Consider the following 13,663-nt stretch of genomic DNA (forward strand, 5'->3'; position numbering starts at 1 on the left):
GTCCTAGCCTCGGGGGATGATCAACGCCAGAGGTCCAGCGGTATCCCCGCCTGCGGCGCCCCGATTCTTCTCACCACCGCTCAGTGTCGCGATCGTCGGAGCGGGGCCGGCGGGAATCCACGCCGCCGGCGCTCTCGCCGAACTTGCGCCCGGCACCAAGACAGACGTGTTCGAGCGTCTACCGACGCCGTACGGACTGGTGCGCTACGGTCTCGCACCAGGGCACCCCGAATCCGAAAAGTTCGCCCATTCTCTGCACACCACGCTGGTCGCCAGTGACTTCCGGCTGTTCTGCAACGTGGAGGTCGGAAAGGACCTTTCAGTCGGTGACCTACGTTCTTCCTACGATGCCGTGATCATCGCAACCGGTGCGCCGCGGGATGCACCTCTCGACATTCCCGGCGTCGAGCTTCCAGGTTCTTTCGGTGGCGCCGAGTTTGTCGGTTGGTACAACGATCACCCGGACAGCTCGCCGCAGTGGCCGCTGAACGCGGAATCGGTCGCAGTGATCGGAGGTGGCAACGTCGCACTCGACGTCACCCGTATGCTCCTCGCCGAGGCGCAATCGCTGCAGGCCACGGACGTCTCCGACCAAGTTCGGGAAGGGATCGCCGGCAGTCGAGTTCGCGAAGTACACATCTTTGTCCGGCGCGGACCAGCCGACGCTCGCTTCTCCCCGAACGAGTTGCGCGCTCTCGGTGAACTGCCCGGAGTCGATGTTGTCGTCGATTCTGTCGATGTCGTACCGGACCGGCATGTCGAGCGGATGACCAAACAGTTGGCGCACACCCGACTGGCAGTCGAGACACTCCGTGGTTTCGCGGACACTGCGCCTGCCGACCGAACTGCCCAGCGTCGAGTTCACCTGCACTTCTACCGACAGCCCGTGGAGATTCTCGGCAACGGGAAAGTCGAGGCACTCCGCGTCGAGCGGACAGTCCCGGACGGATACGGTCACGTCACCGCTTCGGGTATCTGTACCGACTATCCGGTTCAAGCTGTGTACCGGGCAATCGGATTTCTCGGGACGCCACTTGCCGGGGTGCCTTTCGATCACGGACGCAGCATAGTTTCGCACCGGAGCGGCGCGGTGGTCGACGAGAGCGGTCTACCGATCGCGGGCTTGTTCGTGACGGGCTGGATGAAGCGAGGTGCCGCGGGGCTGATCGGTGCGGCGCGGCCAGACGCTCGCCAAACCGTCGAAACCTTGCTGCGACAGTTGGATTCGGCATACGAGCGTCGAGCCGGCCACGGCCGGATCGCGGAGGTCCTCGGGGCCGGCAGAGTGGTGCCCGTCGATTGGGATGGATGGCTTCGCATCGATGCCGCCGAACGTGCCCTCGGTGTGAAGCATGGGCGTGATCGGATCAAAATCAAAGAGCGCGACGAACTCGTTCGCATCGGCACGGAGTCGGCAGTTCACGCCGAATAGATTCGCTGGGGTCTGGAGTACCACCGGGGTTACGCTGAAGTGAGTCACTCCGATTCATTGTGATCGAGGTGCGGAACAGAAGTGTCATGAATGAACGTGGTGCGCAGGCCAGTGACGCGACAATCGCGGGCGGGCCCCTGACCGAACGGGGCACCGTCACCGAGTTGCGCCCCTCAACGCTGCGGGTGGTGCGTGACGGCCAGAACGGTGCAGACGGTCTCGGTCGCCTTGTGGCGGATTGGGAGGAGGGGCGAACCCCGTCCGACCTGAGCGACTATCTGCCTGATCCAGCCAAGATTCGTCGGGCGGCGCTGATCGAACTGGTCGGAATCGACATGGAGTACCGCTGGCTGAAAAATGATTGCCCGAAACGGCTCACGGATTACTGTGCCGAGTATCCCGAATTACTCGAAGAACCATTACCGGCCGAGCTCCTGTACGAGGAGTTCCGGCTGCGGAAGCAGGGTGGGGAGGACGTCGCAGCAGCCGAGTACCTCAGCGAGTTTCCCTTGCAGGCAGAGAGTTTCGAGCAGATGTTCGACCGTGATTCGATGGCCGGTCGCGAAGACGTGATGATGTTGGGACTGTCGGGTTTCGACGAGTTCGAAATCGGGCAGCACCTGGACGATTTCGAGCTGGTGTTGGAACTCGGGCACGGCGCATTCGCCCGAGTGTTCCTCGCTCGGCAACTCTCGATGCAGCGGTGGGTTGCGTTGAAAATCTCGCGCAACGTCGGAGTCGAGCCTCAGACTCTCGCCCAGCTCGACCATCCCAACATCGTCCGGGTCTTCGATCAACGGTTGCTCGAGGAACGCGCACTGCGAGTCCTGTTCATGGAATACGTGCCGGGTGGGACCCTGCTCGACGTGGTCAAACTTGTCCGCGTGACACCGCAGGCGCAGCGGTCCGGACAACTACTTCTCGACGCCATCGACAAGACCCTGGCGAAGAAGGGAGAGATGAAGCCCAGCGAGACGAGCCTGAGGAGCGAGATCGCTGCGATGTCGTGGCCGGAGACCGTGGCCTGGATGGGGATGCGACTGGCCGATGCCCTCGAGTATGCGCGTGAGCACGGCGTATTACATCGGGACATCAAGCCGGCGAATGTCCTGCTCAGCGTCGAAGGCATCCCCAAGCTCGCCGACTTCAACGTCAGCTCGAGTGAGGAGGTCTCGACCGAGGACGCTGCATGTTTTGTCGGAGGCTCGCTTGCCTACATGTCTCCGGAGCAATTGGAGGCCTGTGCGGTGGGGGCGCCTGGCACACTCGACACCCGTAGCGACATCTATGCACTGGGCGTGATGTTGTGGGAACTCCTCACCGGGAGTAGGCCTTTCACGGACGACGGTACGGGGGAGAGCCCACCGTCGCCCAAGAAGGCGCTCGAGGCCCGCCGGCGCGGGGTGGATCCCGCAGCCGAGGCACGGCTACCGGACGACTGTCCGCCGGCGCTGCGCCGAGTTCTGGTCAAGTCTCTCTCGCCGGAGAGAGACGGAAGGTGGTCTGGCGGCCGAAAGTTGGCTCGTCAGTTCGCACTGTGTCTGGACCGGTCTGCTCGCAATCTGGTGGACCCACCGGAAGGGAGTCCACGTTCGACGTTGTGGAAGTGGGCGCTGCCGATAGTGCTTGCCGCGATCGGAATTCCGAATCTTCTTGCGGCGGGCTACAACTACTACTACAACAAGATGCTGATCATCTCGGGTCTCTCGCCGCAGGCTCAGCAGCATCTCGAGCAGGTTCATCTGGTCATCGGGGTGGCTGCGTTCTCTCTCGGTGCCGCAGCGATCCTGTATTGGTGTCGGCTTGCACTCACCGTGCCTCACGGACTGCGCAACGGTCAGACGTACAGCGCGGAGGTCTTGAACAAAGCGCGTACCGCGACGCTGAATGTCGGACATCGCGCGGTGGTGATCGCATTCGGGCTGTGGGTTCTGGCCGGTATCGCATATCCGGTCGCATTGCAGATTGCCGCCGGCGGAATTCCGCAGCGAGCCTACGTGCACCTGATGTCGTCGCTGGCGGTGTGCGGCGCCGTCGCAGTCGCGTATCCGTTCTTCATCCTGACGTATTACTCGGTTCGATGTCTGTATCCGATCTTGTTGTCGCACGGCGAGTTACGAAGCGACGACGGACGCGATATTCGCTCACTGGGTCGGAGCAGCACACGTTACCTCGCAGTCGCGGCGTCGGTTCCCCTGGTGGGAATCGCGGGGCTCAGTTTTGTCGGTTCGGGTGCCGGTGAGGAACTCAACGCAACAGTCCGTGCGCTGTGTTTGGGCGGGATCGCCGGATTCATCGTTGTGTATCAACTGTTTCGACGGATCGAAAGTGACCTCCGAGCACTGCTGCGCGTCGTGTCTCTCGAGGTGTCGGCGTCTCCGTAAGTGCCGAACAACCGTATTCGAGTCGGCCTATGTGGAAGTGCTCTTGCGTGGTCGGCTGCGACGAACTGCTTTGGTGCGAGGCGGAGACTTCTCTTCCGATTCTTCCTGAGGGTCGTCACGCCAGTGAATCTCGATTTCTATCTCGACTTCGTTGCCGTCGACTTCGATCTCGAGTTCCCACCGAACCTGTTCCGGAACACTGATTTCGATCGAGTCCCCACCCGACCCCAGCTCCACTTCCGATCCACTGGCGAGGGCTTGGCCGAGGGCGATGAGTCGGTCGGCGACTTCCTGCCGTGAGAGTTCTGACTTCCTCTTGATCTCCAGTTTGGGCACGAGCACTCCTGACCTCGGCGGATTCTCCCTTTCACGGTAGTTGGACGAAGGGGAGATTGTCGGAGTTTGTGGAACCACACAGCAGGACGCGTCGACGCGCAACAAACCTGAAGGCGGTGTGGGGACGCCAGAAAGAGCGAGGAATCCGGCTCACTTCCAGCACGGACGAATCGGTCGGGAGGGCCCTGTCAGCGATGATTTTCGCGAAAGTCTGGGTTCAGTCCAGAAGATTGCGCAATAGTGGAAAGGTGCCTTCGACGCCGGATTATGCAGCCCAACTGCGTAACGCTGAGCTTCGCGTGACTCGTCCCAGAGTCACGGTGCTCGAGGTTGTGCATGCACGCCCACACGCAGCCACCGAGACTGTCTTCGATGCTGTGCGGGCTGTTCTGCCGGGGGTGTCGCGGCAGGCGGTCTACGACGTGTTGCACGCTCTCACCGACGCCGGGCTGATCAGGCGGATCCAACCGTCCGGATCGGTGGCGCTGTACGAGTCACGCGTCGGCGACAACCATCATCACGTCGTCTGCCGGTCCTGTGGGGTCGTTTCAGATGTCGACTGCGCAGTCGGAGAGGCACCGTGTTTGACGCCGTCGGCGCACAACGGTTTCGTTCTCGACGAAGCCGAGGTCATTTACTGGGGCCTGTGTCCCGACTGCTCGACAACTCAGAGTTTGCGATCACAAACGTGATCGAAGTCCGTTCTACTCGCTCATGGAGGGATTATCGTGTCCGATAGTTGCCCGGTTGCTCACGACGGAAACACCGAGAGCACCAGCGAAAGTGAAAACCCCGCAATCCCGTCTCCGACGCCTACCGGGAATCGTCCGAGAACAAACAGCGACTGGTGGCCGAATCAGCCGGATCTCTCTGTCTTGCATTCACATTCGTCGAAGTCGAATCCGATGGGTGCCGACTTCGATTACGCCCAGGAATTCGCCAAGCTCGATGTCGAGGCGCTAAAGCGCGACGTCATCGCGTTGATGACGGCGTCGCAGGATTGGTGGCCGGCCGACTACGGGCACTACGGCGGACTCTTCGTGCGTATGAGCTGGCATGCTGCCGGCACCTATCGCATTGCAGACGGCCGCGGCGGTGGCGGCCAAGGTGCTCAGCGTTTCGCCCCGCTCAACAGTTGGCCGGACAACGCCAGCCTCGACAAGGCCCGGCGCCTGCTTTGGCCCGTGAAGCAGAAGTACGGAAAGCAGGTTTCCTGGGCCGACCTGCTGGTGTTCGCGGGCAACTGTGCCCTGGAGTCGATGGGGTTCAAGACCTTCGGCTTCGGATTCGGCCGAGAAGACATCTGGGAGCCCGAGGAGATCTACTGGGGTCCCGAGGACACCTGGCTCGGCGACGAGCGTTACAGCGGAGACCGTGAGCTGTCCGGACCGCTCGGAGCCGTGCAGATGGGCCTGATCTACGTCAATCCCGAAGGACCCAACGGGCAACCGGATCCGGTAGCGGCCGCCCGCGACATCCGAGAAACGTTCGCCCGCATGGCGATGAACGACGTGGAGACAGCTGCGCTGATCGCCGGCGGTCACACCTTCGGCAAGACGCACGGAGCCGGACCGGCCGACCTCGTCGGACCGGAGCCGGAAGGTGCTCCCATCGAGCAGCAGGGACTGGGCTGGAAGAGTGCCTTCGGCACGGGTGTGGGTAAGGACGCGATCACCAGTGGTCTCGAAGTCGTGTGGACTCCCACTCCGACGAAGTGGGACAACACCTTCTTGGAGATTCTGTACGGCTACGACTGGGAGCTGACCAAGAGTCCGGCGGGTGCGTGGCAGTGGATTCCGAAGGACGGCGCGGGGGCGGGCACCATCCCGGATCCGTTCGATTCGTCGGCCGGACGCACCCCGACGATGCTGACGACCGACCTGTCCCTACGCCTGGATCCGACGTACGAGAAGATCACCCGGCGCTGGCTCGATCATCCGGAAGAATTCGCCGAAGAGTTCGCCAAGGCTTGGTACAAGCTCCTTCACCGTGACATGGGACCGGTCACGCGCTACCTGGGACCTTGGGTTCCCGAGCCGCAGCTGTGGCAGGACCCGGTTCCCTCGGCCGATGATCAACTGATCGGGGACGCAGACATCGCGATCCTCAAGAGTCGACTTCTCGACTCCGGGCTGTCCATTTCGCAGTTGGTATCGACGGCGTGGGCGTCTGCCGCGAGCTTCCGCAGCACGGACATGCGCGGCGGCGCCAACGGTGCGCGAATCCGACTGGAGCCGCAGAAGAATTGGGAAGTCAACGAGCCTGCAGCTCTCTCCGCGGTGCTTCAGACTCTCGAGCGTGTTCAGCAGGACTTCAACCAGGCTGGTGGAGCAAAGGTTTCTCTCGCCGACCTGATCGTTCTGGGTGGTACAGCGGCCGTCGAACAGGCTGCGAAGAACGCCGGACAGGACATCACGGTCTCGTTCACGCCGGGCCGAACGGATGCAACGCAGGAGCAGACAGACGTCGACTCGTTCGAGGTACTCGAACCCCGGGCCGACGGATTCCGGAACTACCTCAAGGGAGGCGAGAAGATTCCGGCAGAGATTCTGTTGGTCGACCGCGCGTACATGCTGTCGCTGACCCCGCCCGAGGTGACAGTGCTGGTCGGCGGACTTCGCGCGCTGAACGCGAACTTCGGCAAAACCCGTCACGGCGTGTTCACCGATCGTCCCGAGACGTTGACCAACGATTTCTTCGTCAACCTTCTCGACATGGGTACCGAGTGGAAGCCGTCGAAGACGGACGAAAACGTATACGACGGCGTTGATCGCGTGACGGGCGATCCGAAGTACACGGCAACTGCGGTCGATCTCGTTTTCGGATCGAATTCGCAACTGCGTGCACTCGCCGAGGTGTACGCCAGCGCAGACGCCAAGCAGAAGTTCGCCGAGGACTTCGCCGCAGCCTGGACCAAGGTGATGGACCTCGACCGGTTCGACGTGAACTGATCCAGCAGATCGTCGACGACGCCCCGCGAGCTTGTTCTCGCGGGGCGCCGTCATTTCACGCGCACGATAGCGTGGTCGTGTGGCCGATCAATTTGCGCTGGTACCAGCGGTGTACGTGATGTTCTGTCGAAGCAACCCGGTACAACGGCGCGAGGTGCTGCTGCAATTGCGCGAGGGCACGGGATTCATGGACGGATACTGGGCTCACGCTGCTGCGGGCCACGTCGAACTGGGGGAGTCGGCGATCGACGCTGCCGTTCGGGAGGCTGCGGAAGAACTTGGTGTCGAGTTGCTTTCCTCGGAACTGAAGCCGCTGACCGTGTTGCATCGCCGCCACGCGGACGGGAGCGAACCGGTGGATCATCGAGTGGACTTCTTCTACGAATGCCGCACGTGGTCGGGTGAACCACGCCGGATGGAGCCGTTGAAATCTGCAGATCTGCGGTGGTGGCCGGTTGACGAACTCCCGGAGAAGTTGGTCGACCACGAGCGTTTCGTAATCGAAGCCCATCACTCCGGTCAGCTCGCACCCATCCACAGTTACGGCTTCTGACCGGGTGACGATCTGATTCAGGCTTCGCTGGCAACGATGACCGGGCAGTGTGCTTTTCGAATCATCGCACTGCTCGTGGTGCCGAGAGCGGTGTCGTCGAACGAGCCTCGCCCACGCCGACCCACGACGAGAAGCCGTGCCTCGGTGGAGAGTTGTTCAAGAATGGCAACCGAGGGGCCGTCGAACTCGATCTGACGGATCGCGACGCCAGGGTAGAGCGTGGCCCAACCCGACAGTTGCCACGTCAGCGGCGTCGAGTGCTGGGGCGCGTGCCCGGATGCGAAGTCTCGACGCCGCTCGGCCTCTGGCGGCGCTGCGTGCACGACGACCAGTTCGGTGTTCGCTGCCTCTGCTTCCTTGAATGCGATGGCCAGAGCGCTTTCGCTGTAGGCGCTTCCGTCCAAACCGACGACAACCGGCAAGGCTGCCGCAGCGCTGCTTTCACGCGGTGTTCCGACTCTTGCGAACGAACATGTCGGTCCAGGTGCGGCGGGATCGTCCTGTGGTGCGACGATCAAGGCGGCCTCAGCTGTCAGCGCGGTGAGAATTGCGGTGTTCTCCCCGGAGATCAGATCGGTCCGGATCCGAAGATCTGGCGACACCGACTCGGCGATCTGAATGGCCTCCATGAACAGGCCGGTCGGCGATGCCGAGGTGTTCAGATCGGCGCTCGGAGCTACGAAAACGATTCGCATCCAGAGACCGTGGCGATGTGCGAACTCAGCCGCCCACGTGATCTCGCCGGGGCGCAGCGGGGATCCGTCGATGCACACGACCACCGCTCCGTCCGCGGACCACTCCGAGGTGATGAGATCAGTCGATAGTTCGGGCTTCATCGTGAACTCCTCGAGCTGTGTCTGTTGAATGCGAACTAGCTTGCAGGACAGTGCCGAACAGCAATCCTGCGACGACTATCGAGCACGCGGCAGTCGTCAGGGGCAACCACACGAGCGTCGTGACAGCGAACATGAGCACGAGCAACGGGGCGAGGAGATGGCCGGGTTTCGCTCGGCATTCGTGGTGCTGCTTTTCTGCCCAGGCTCGGTACTTCGTGCCGTCATTCATGTTGTTTCACCTCAGTTCTCACGTCGGAAACCGACTTGTGACCAAGCAGTCCGACATGCGCCTCGTCGCGCATTCTTTCGACCATGTGGGGGTAGTGCAGTTCGAATGCCGGCCGCTCACTGCGGATTCGGGGAAGTTCGGTGAAGTTGTGTCGCGGTGGTGGGCAGGACGTCGCCCATTCGAGCGAGTTTCCGAAGCCCCAAGGATCGTCGACGGTCACAATTCGGCCGTACCGGTAGCTCTTGAAAACGTTCCAGATGAACGGAATCGTCGAGGCTCCGAGCACAAACGCGCCGATGGTCGAGATCGTGTTGAGAAGAGTGAAATTGTCCGATGGCAGGTAGTCCGCGTACCGCCGAGGCATGCCCTGGGCGCCGAGCCAATGCTGGACGAGAAATGTTGCGTGAAAGCCGATCAGGGTCAACCAGAAATGGATCTTGGCGAGCTTCTCGTCCAACATCCGGCCGGTCATTTTCGGGAACCAGAAGTAGATTCCGGCGTATGTCGCGAACGCGATTGTCCCGAAGAGGACGTAATGGAAATGCGCGACAACAAAGTACGAGTCGGTGACATGAAAGTCCAAGGGCGGGCTGGCAAGGATGACGCCGGAGAGTCCGCCGAACAGGAATGTGACCAGGAAGCCGACGGAGAACAGCATGGGCGATTCGAAAGTCAACTGCCCCTTCCACATGGTGCCGATCCAGTTGAAGAACTTGACTCCGGTGGGAACTGCGATCAGGAAGGTCATGAACGAGAAGTAGGGGAGGAGAACGGCGCCGGTTGCGTACATGTGGTGCGCCCACACAGCGATCGACAGTGCAGCAATTCCCAATGTTGCGTAGACCAATCCGGTGTATCCGAAGATCGGCTTGCGGCTGAAGACGGGGAAGATCTCCGAGACTATGCCGAAGAACGGCAGCGCCAGAATGTAGACCTCGGGATGGCCGAAGAACCAGAACAGGTGCTGCCACAACATGACTCCACCGGTGGCGGGGTCGAACAGGTGCGCTCCCAGGTGCCGGTCCACCCACAGTCCGATCAAGGCAGCAGCGAGCAGCGGAAAAACGAGGAGGATCAGCATGCTGGCGACCAGCGCATTCCACGTGAAGATCGGCATGCGGAACATCGTCATACCCGGGGCGCGCAGGCAGACGATCGTCGAAACGATGTTGACTGCGCCGAGGATGGTGCCGACGCCGCCGAGAGCGAGACCGATGATCCACAGGTCGGCGCCCATGCCGGGGGAGTGGAGTTCGCTGGTGAGCGGTACGTAGGCGGTCCAGCCGAAATCTGCCGCACCACCAGGTGTTACGAATCCGGCGGACGCGATCAGGCCGCCGAAGAGATAGAGCCAGTAGCTGAAGGCGTTGAGTCGCGGGAAACACACGTCCGGCGACCCGATCTGCAGTGGCATGAGGTAGTTGGCGAATCCGAAGAACACCGGGGTCGCGTACAGCAGGAGCATGATCGTGCCGTGCATGGTGAACAACTGGTTGTACTGCTCGTTGGACAGGAATTGCATTCCCGGAACGGTCAATTCCATGCGCATGAGTAGTGCCATCAGTCCGCCGATCAAGAAGAAGGCAAACGATGTCACGATGTACATCAGACCGATCATCTTGTGATCGGTGGTCCTGAGGATCTCGACCAGTTTCGAACCCTTCGGAGCGGTTCGGGGAATTGCATCGGCGGGGGAATCGACCTCACCGACCGGCCGGGGCGCGAGATCAACCACGACGGCCGCCTACGCACATCGACGTGACGAAAGACCGAGAATGCCTGGGACTGTGGAACATAACGCAATGATCGTGGCGACCGGGAACTCGGACGAGGGGAAAAGGTCCCTAGGATCGGAACAGAGGCATGGCGTAGATCACGTGGTCCCGTACGGTCGAGAGAGTTGTCTTCACGAGCCGAAAGAAAGCGAGATGGTCATGGCATGTCGTATCAGTGAACTGGTGCTCGGTTGCCGGGAACCCGAGGTGCTGGGCCGGTTCTGGTGCGAGGTCCTGGACTTCGTCGTGCTCGATCGAATGGACGACGGTTCGTTGGAGATCGGCCCACGCGAAGGGTTCGGCGGTCCGCAGCCGACGATCATCCTCAGTCGCAGAGACGAACCGGAGAAGGGTAAGCCCCGCCTGCATATCGACGTCAACGCCACCGATCGCGATCAGGAGGCCGAACTGGAACGCCTGTTGAGTCTTGGTGCGCGGCCGGCCGACATCGGCCAGACAGGGCACGAACAATGGCATGTCCTGGCCGATCCGGAAGGTAACGAGTTCTGCCTGCTCAAGGCCCAACTGGATCCGCTCTGACGCTCAACGATGCTGGATCGGCAACGGACTTCGCCTGGGGCTCAGCGGAACACGCCACACCAGTTCGGTGACACCGTTCTCGCTGGTGATGTTGCTCGAGCCTCCGCACTGACGAGCGCGGGTCGCCAGGTTGTCGAGACCGTGGATTCTGGTTGCCTGGTCGATTCCCACACCGTCGTCGACGATGCTGATGACAAGCTCCTCGGTGGCCCGGATGGTGACGTCGATGGCATCGGCATGTGCATGCCGCAGAGCGTTGCTCAAGCCCTCGCGCACAACGGCTTCGGCATGCGGGGCAAGTCGAGACGGGACGGAACTGTCGATGGTTCCCTCGAAAGTGACGCTGGGAGTGATCGACGAGTGGCCGGACAGACCGTTGACGGCATCGAGTAGTCGCCGCCGCAGGCTTGTGGGAGTAGCCATCTCGCTCGTATGGAGGTCGAAGACTGCGGTGCGGATTTCACGGACTGTTCGATCGAGTTGATCGACAGAGGTGTCCAATACGGTTCGAACGGTGTCCTCGTCGCCTGGACGTTGCAGCACCCCCTGCAAACTCAACCCGGTGGCGAACAGCTGTTGGATGACGTGGTCATGGAGATCCCGCGCGATTCGGTCGCGATCTTCGAGGACGTCGACCAGTCTTTCTTTCCGTTGCTGTTCTGCGAATTCGACAGTGACAGAAGCGATGTCTGCCATCGCCGTCAGTTGCTCGATCTCGTCCACTCCCCACGGGCGGTTGCTGCGGCGTGACGCGAAGAGAACACCGCCGCCGAACGAGGTCCCGGAGAGGGGGAGTGCGACCACTGATTCGTCGCCTGAAACGTTCAGTGCCGGAACGGAACTGCCATGTGGTGCAGAGATCGGCCGCCGGCTCCGCGCAGCGTCGTCGATCACGGTCCCGGACAGATCGACGGCTGATCCGGTCGCGGGGACAGGCTGGGAATCAGCAGCATCGGCGACGTGGACTACCGGCTCTCTGCCGAGGTCGTAGCGAACGACGCACACAAGATTTCCATCCGTGAGGTGCCGCGTCGTCCGAACCAGTTCCGCCAGCGTCTCGTCGCGGGATCCGCCGCTGAGCAGACGTGCATTGACGGCGGCGACGGCCTTGAGCCAGGCTTCTCGCGTCCGGGATTCCTCGAATAGACGCGCATTGTCGATGGCGATGCTCGCAGCATTTGCCAGAATCTGGAGTACAGCCTCGTCGCGGTCGTCGAATGCAGTCCGTTCTGAGCTGTCCGCGAGGTAGATGCTGCCGAACACCTCGCCCCTGACGAAGATCGGAACACCGAGAAACGTGTCCATCGGCGGGTGATTGGTCGGAAACCCTGCCGAGGACGGATGCGAGGAGATTCGGTCGGTTCGAACCGGGCACGGTTCTCGAACGACCAGGCCCAGCAGGCCGTGTCCTTCGGGAAGATGCCCGATTTTGGCAACCTGCCCCTGAGTCAAACCGGAGTGGATGAATCGGGACAAGCGTCCGTCGGGGGATTTCACGCCGAGCGCGCCGTAGTCCGCTTCGAGGAGATGTCGCGCGACGTCGACTATCTGTTGCAGGGTTTCGTCGAGCTGGAGTGTGGACCCGACGGTCAACACGGCACTGAGCAGTTTGGGAATTGCAGTCGGGTTGAGAGCAGTCAGCTCCGCGCTTCCGGCGATGTCGCCGAAAAGGCTGAGCATGAGCGCGTCGCGGCTACCTGGCATGGTGCGTGCCCGTGGTGGCGGAGAAGGGCGAGCCGGACGGCGTCAGCAGGTGAGTGGTCGCCTGGCCGGAAGGATCCGGGTGCGAAGTGCCCGCACGAAGCTTTGTCGCCAGAACTGCGGCCTGCGTTCGACGTTCGAGACCCAGTTTCTCGAGGATGCGTGAGACGTAGTTCTTGACTGTTTTCTCCGAGAGTTCTGCGTGCGAGCTGATCTCTCGATTGCTCAGTCCCTTGCCGATCAACTCGAAGATCAAGAGCTCCTGATCGGTCAACAGGGCTGCCGCAGTACCCGACTCCTGTTCGGACCGGATGCGCCGGACCAAACCGATCACCGCCTGGGTGTTCAACAGCGACTTGCCGGTAGCAACCGTGCGGATCGCCGACACCAGGTCGTGGCCGCGGATGTTCTTGAGGACGAATCCTCGTGCGCCGGCGATCAGGGCGTCGAGCAGTGCGTCGTCGTCGGAGTACGACGTGAGCATCAAAGTGGCGGCGCTCGGGTAGGTCGACGCCAGTTCTCGGCACAGTTCCACACCGTTACCGTCGGGAAGTCTGACGTCCATGACAACCACGTCGGGTCGGCATTCGGGTATTCCGGCCGAGGCTTCGCGAACACACGACGCCTCGCCAACAACGTTGAATCCCGATACCTGATTCAACAGGTCTGCCAATCCACGACGGACGATCTCGTGGTCGTCGACCAGATAGATGCCGATCGTCATGGTGGTCACCTCTTCCAGCTCACGCCTGCCGTCGATGTTACCGGACGGTAATGTCCCGACAGGATCGGGTTGTCCGACCGATGGTCGACAAAAAACCCGCGTCGAAGGGTGCGAGACCGAGTCTCGATTGCACAGAGTCAAAGGTCCCGACCGTCACGAGATCTGAATCACCCAGATCTCGTGAGGCGGTGGGTGTGAGCTG

General features: G+C 61.7%; 12 protein-coding genes. 6 read left to right on the forward strand and 6 right to left on the reverse strand.

The window, feature by feature from the left end; all coding sequences use genetic code 11:
* Positions 1-16: 16 nt before the first annotated feature.
* Both P3G66_RS22090 and P3G66_RS22095 read left to right on the forward strand, forming a co-directional pair.
* Entirely contained in the window at positions 17-1,432 is a 1,416-nt protein-coding gene (locus tag P3G66_RS22090) for an FAD-dependent oxidoreductase (protein WP_261257906.1), read from the forward strand.
* An 86-nt stretch (positions 1,433-1,518) separates the two neighbouring features.
* Positions 1,519-3,816, forward strand: a complete 2,298-nt coding sequence (locus P3G66_RS22095) for a serine/threonine-protein kinase (protein WP_218679802.1) — start codon at positions 1,519-1,521, stop codon at positions 3,814-3,816.
* 27 nt (positions 3,817-3,843) lie between these two features.
* Here P3G66_RS22095 and P3G66_RS22100 read toward each other — a convergent pair whose 3' ends face one another.
* A complete protein-coding gene (locus P3G66_RS22100) occupies positions 3,844-4,152 on the reverse strand; it encodes an amphi-Trp domain-containing protein (protein ID WP_037129603.1) in 309 nt (102 codons plus the stop codon).
* 248 nt (positions 4,153-4,400) lie between these two features.
* Between P3G66_RS22100 and P3G66_RS22105 the strand changes: the two genes are divergently transcribed.
* The 3 genes from P3G66_RS22105 (at position 4,401) to P3G66_RS22115 (ending at position 7,656) form a co-directional block, all read left to right on the forward strand.
* Entirely contained in the window at positions 4,401-4,844 is a 444-nt protein-coding gene (locus P3G66_RS22105; RefSeq protein WP_064443491.1) for a Fur family transcriptional regulator, read from the forward strand.
* A gap of 36 nt (positions 4,845-4,880) precedes the next feature.
* Entirely contained in the window at positions 4,881-7,103 is a 2,223-nt protein-coding gene (katG, locus tag P3G66_RS22110; protein WP_047269012.1) for a catalase/peroxidase HPI, read from the forward strand.
* Between the two features lie 79 nt (positions 7,104-7,182).
* Positions 7,183-7,656: an NUDIX domain-containing protein gene (locus P3G66_RS22115; RefSeq protein ID WP_003941446.1), complete on the forward strand. Its 474-nt coding sequence runs from the start codon at positions 7,183-7,185 to the stop codon at positions 7,654-7,656.
* A 17-nt stretch (positions 7,657-7,673) separates the two neighbouring features.
* On the opposite strand, the gene P3G66_RS22120 is transcribed toward P3G66_RS22115, so the two are convergent.
* The 3 genes from P3G66_RS22120 to ctaD are packed head-to-tail and all read right to left on the reverse strand — an operon-like array spanning position 7,674 to position 10,456.
* Positions 7,674-8,492 carry a universal stress protein gene (locus P3G66_RS22120; RefSeq protein ID WP_214927172.1) on the reverse strand — a complete coding sequence of 273 codons (819 nt, stop codon included), beginning with the start codon at positions 8,490-8,492 and terminating at the stop codon, positions 7,674-7,676.
* Positions 8,470-8,721, reverse strand: coding sequence for a hypothetical protein (locus tag P3G66_RS22125; protein ID WP_007726433.1), 252 nt, complete (start codon positions 8,719-8,721; stop codon positions 8,470-8,472). Before P3G66_RS22125 ends, P3G66_RS22120 begins: the two co-directional genes overlap by 23 nt.
* Positions 8,714-10,456: a cytochrome c oxidase subunit I gene (gene ctaD, locus P3G66_RS22130; RefSeq protein WP_007726434.1), complete on the reverse strand. Its 1,743-nt coding sequence runs from the start codon at positions 10,454-10,456 to the stop codon at positions 8,714-8,716. The genes P3G66_RS22125 and ctaD overlap by 8 nt, the downstream gene beginning before the upstream one ends.
* A gap of 199 nt (positions 10,457-10,655) precedes the next feature.
* On the opposite strand from ctaD, the gene P3G66_RS22135 reads away from it, so the two are divergent.
* Complete coding sequence (locus P3G66_RS22135; RefSeq protein WP_007726436.1) at positions 10,656-11,036, forward strand: VOC family protein; 381 nt, start codon at positions 10,656-10,658, stop codon at positions 11,034-11,036.
* Positions 11,037-11,039: 3 nt separating this feature from the next.
* Here P3G66_RS22135 and P3G66_RS22140 read toward each other — a convergent pair whose 3' ends face one another.
* Together P3G66_RS22140 and P3G66_RS22145 are read right to left on the reverse strand one after the other, a co-directional pair.
* Positions 11,040-12,740, reverse strand: coding sequence for a GAF domain-containing protein (locus P3G66_RS22140; protein ID WP_276117110.1), 1,701 nt, complete (start codon positions 12,738-12,740; stop codon positions 11,040-11,042).
* Complete coding sequence (locus P3G66_RS22145) at positions 12,730-13,461, reverse strand: response regulator transcription factor (RefSeq protein ID WP_039972719.1); 732 nt, start codon at positions 13,459-13,461, stop codon at positions 12,730-12,732. The genes P3G66_RS22140 and P3G66_RS22145 overlap by 11 nt, the downstream gene beginning before the upstream one ends.
* Positions 13,462-13,663: the final 202 nt, after the last annotated feature.

It is taken from the genome of Rhodococcus sp. C3V (genome assembly GCF_029269915.1).
Taxonomy (GTDB): domain Bacteria; phylum Actinomycetota; class Actinomycetes; order Mycobacteriales; family Mycobacteriaceae; genus Rhodococcus_F; species Rhodococcus_F qingshengii.

Excerpts from the sequence above, each read along its gene's own strand:
- P3G66_RS22090 (WP_261257906.1), top strand. The coding sequence starts at position 17 with ATGATCAACGCCAGAGGTCCAGCGGTATCCCCGCCTGCGGCGCCCCGA.
- P3G66_RS22095 (WP_218679802.1), top strand. The coding sequence starts at position 1,519 with ATGAATGAACGTGGTGCGCAGGCCAGTGACGCGACAATCGCGGGCGGG.
- P3G66_RS22120 (WP_214927172.1), bottom strand. The coding sequence starts at position 8,492 with ATGAAGCCCGAACTATCGACTGATCTCATCACCTCGGAGTGGTCCGCG.
- P3G66_RS22125 (WP_007726433.1), bottom strand. The coding sequence starts at position 8,721 with ATGAATGACGGCACGAAGTACCGAGCCTGGGCAGAAAAGCAGCACCAC.
- P3G66_RS22135 (WP_007726436.1), top strand. The coding sequence starts at position 10,656 with ATGGCATGTCGTATCAGTGAACTGGTGCTCGGTTGCCGGGAACCCGAG.
- P3G66_RS22140 (WP_276117110.1), bottom strand. The coding sequence starts at position 12,740 with ATGCCAGGTAGCCGCGACGCGCTCATGCTCAGCCTTTTCGGCGACATC.
- P3G66_RS22145 (WP_039972719.1), bottom strand. The coding sequence starts at position 13,461 with ATGACGATCGGCATCTATCTGGTCGACGACCACGAGATCGTCCGTCGT.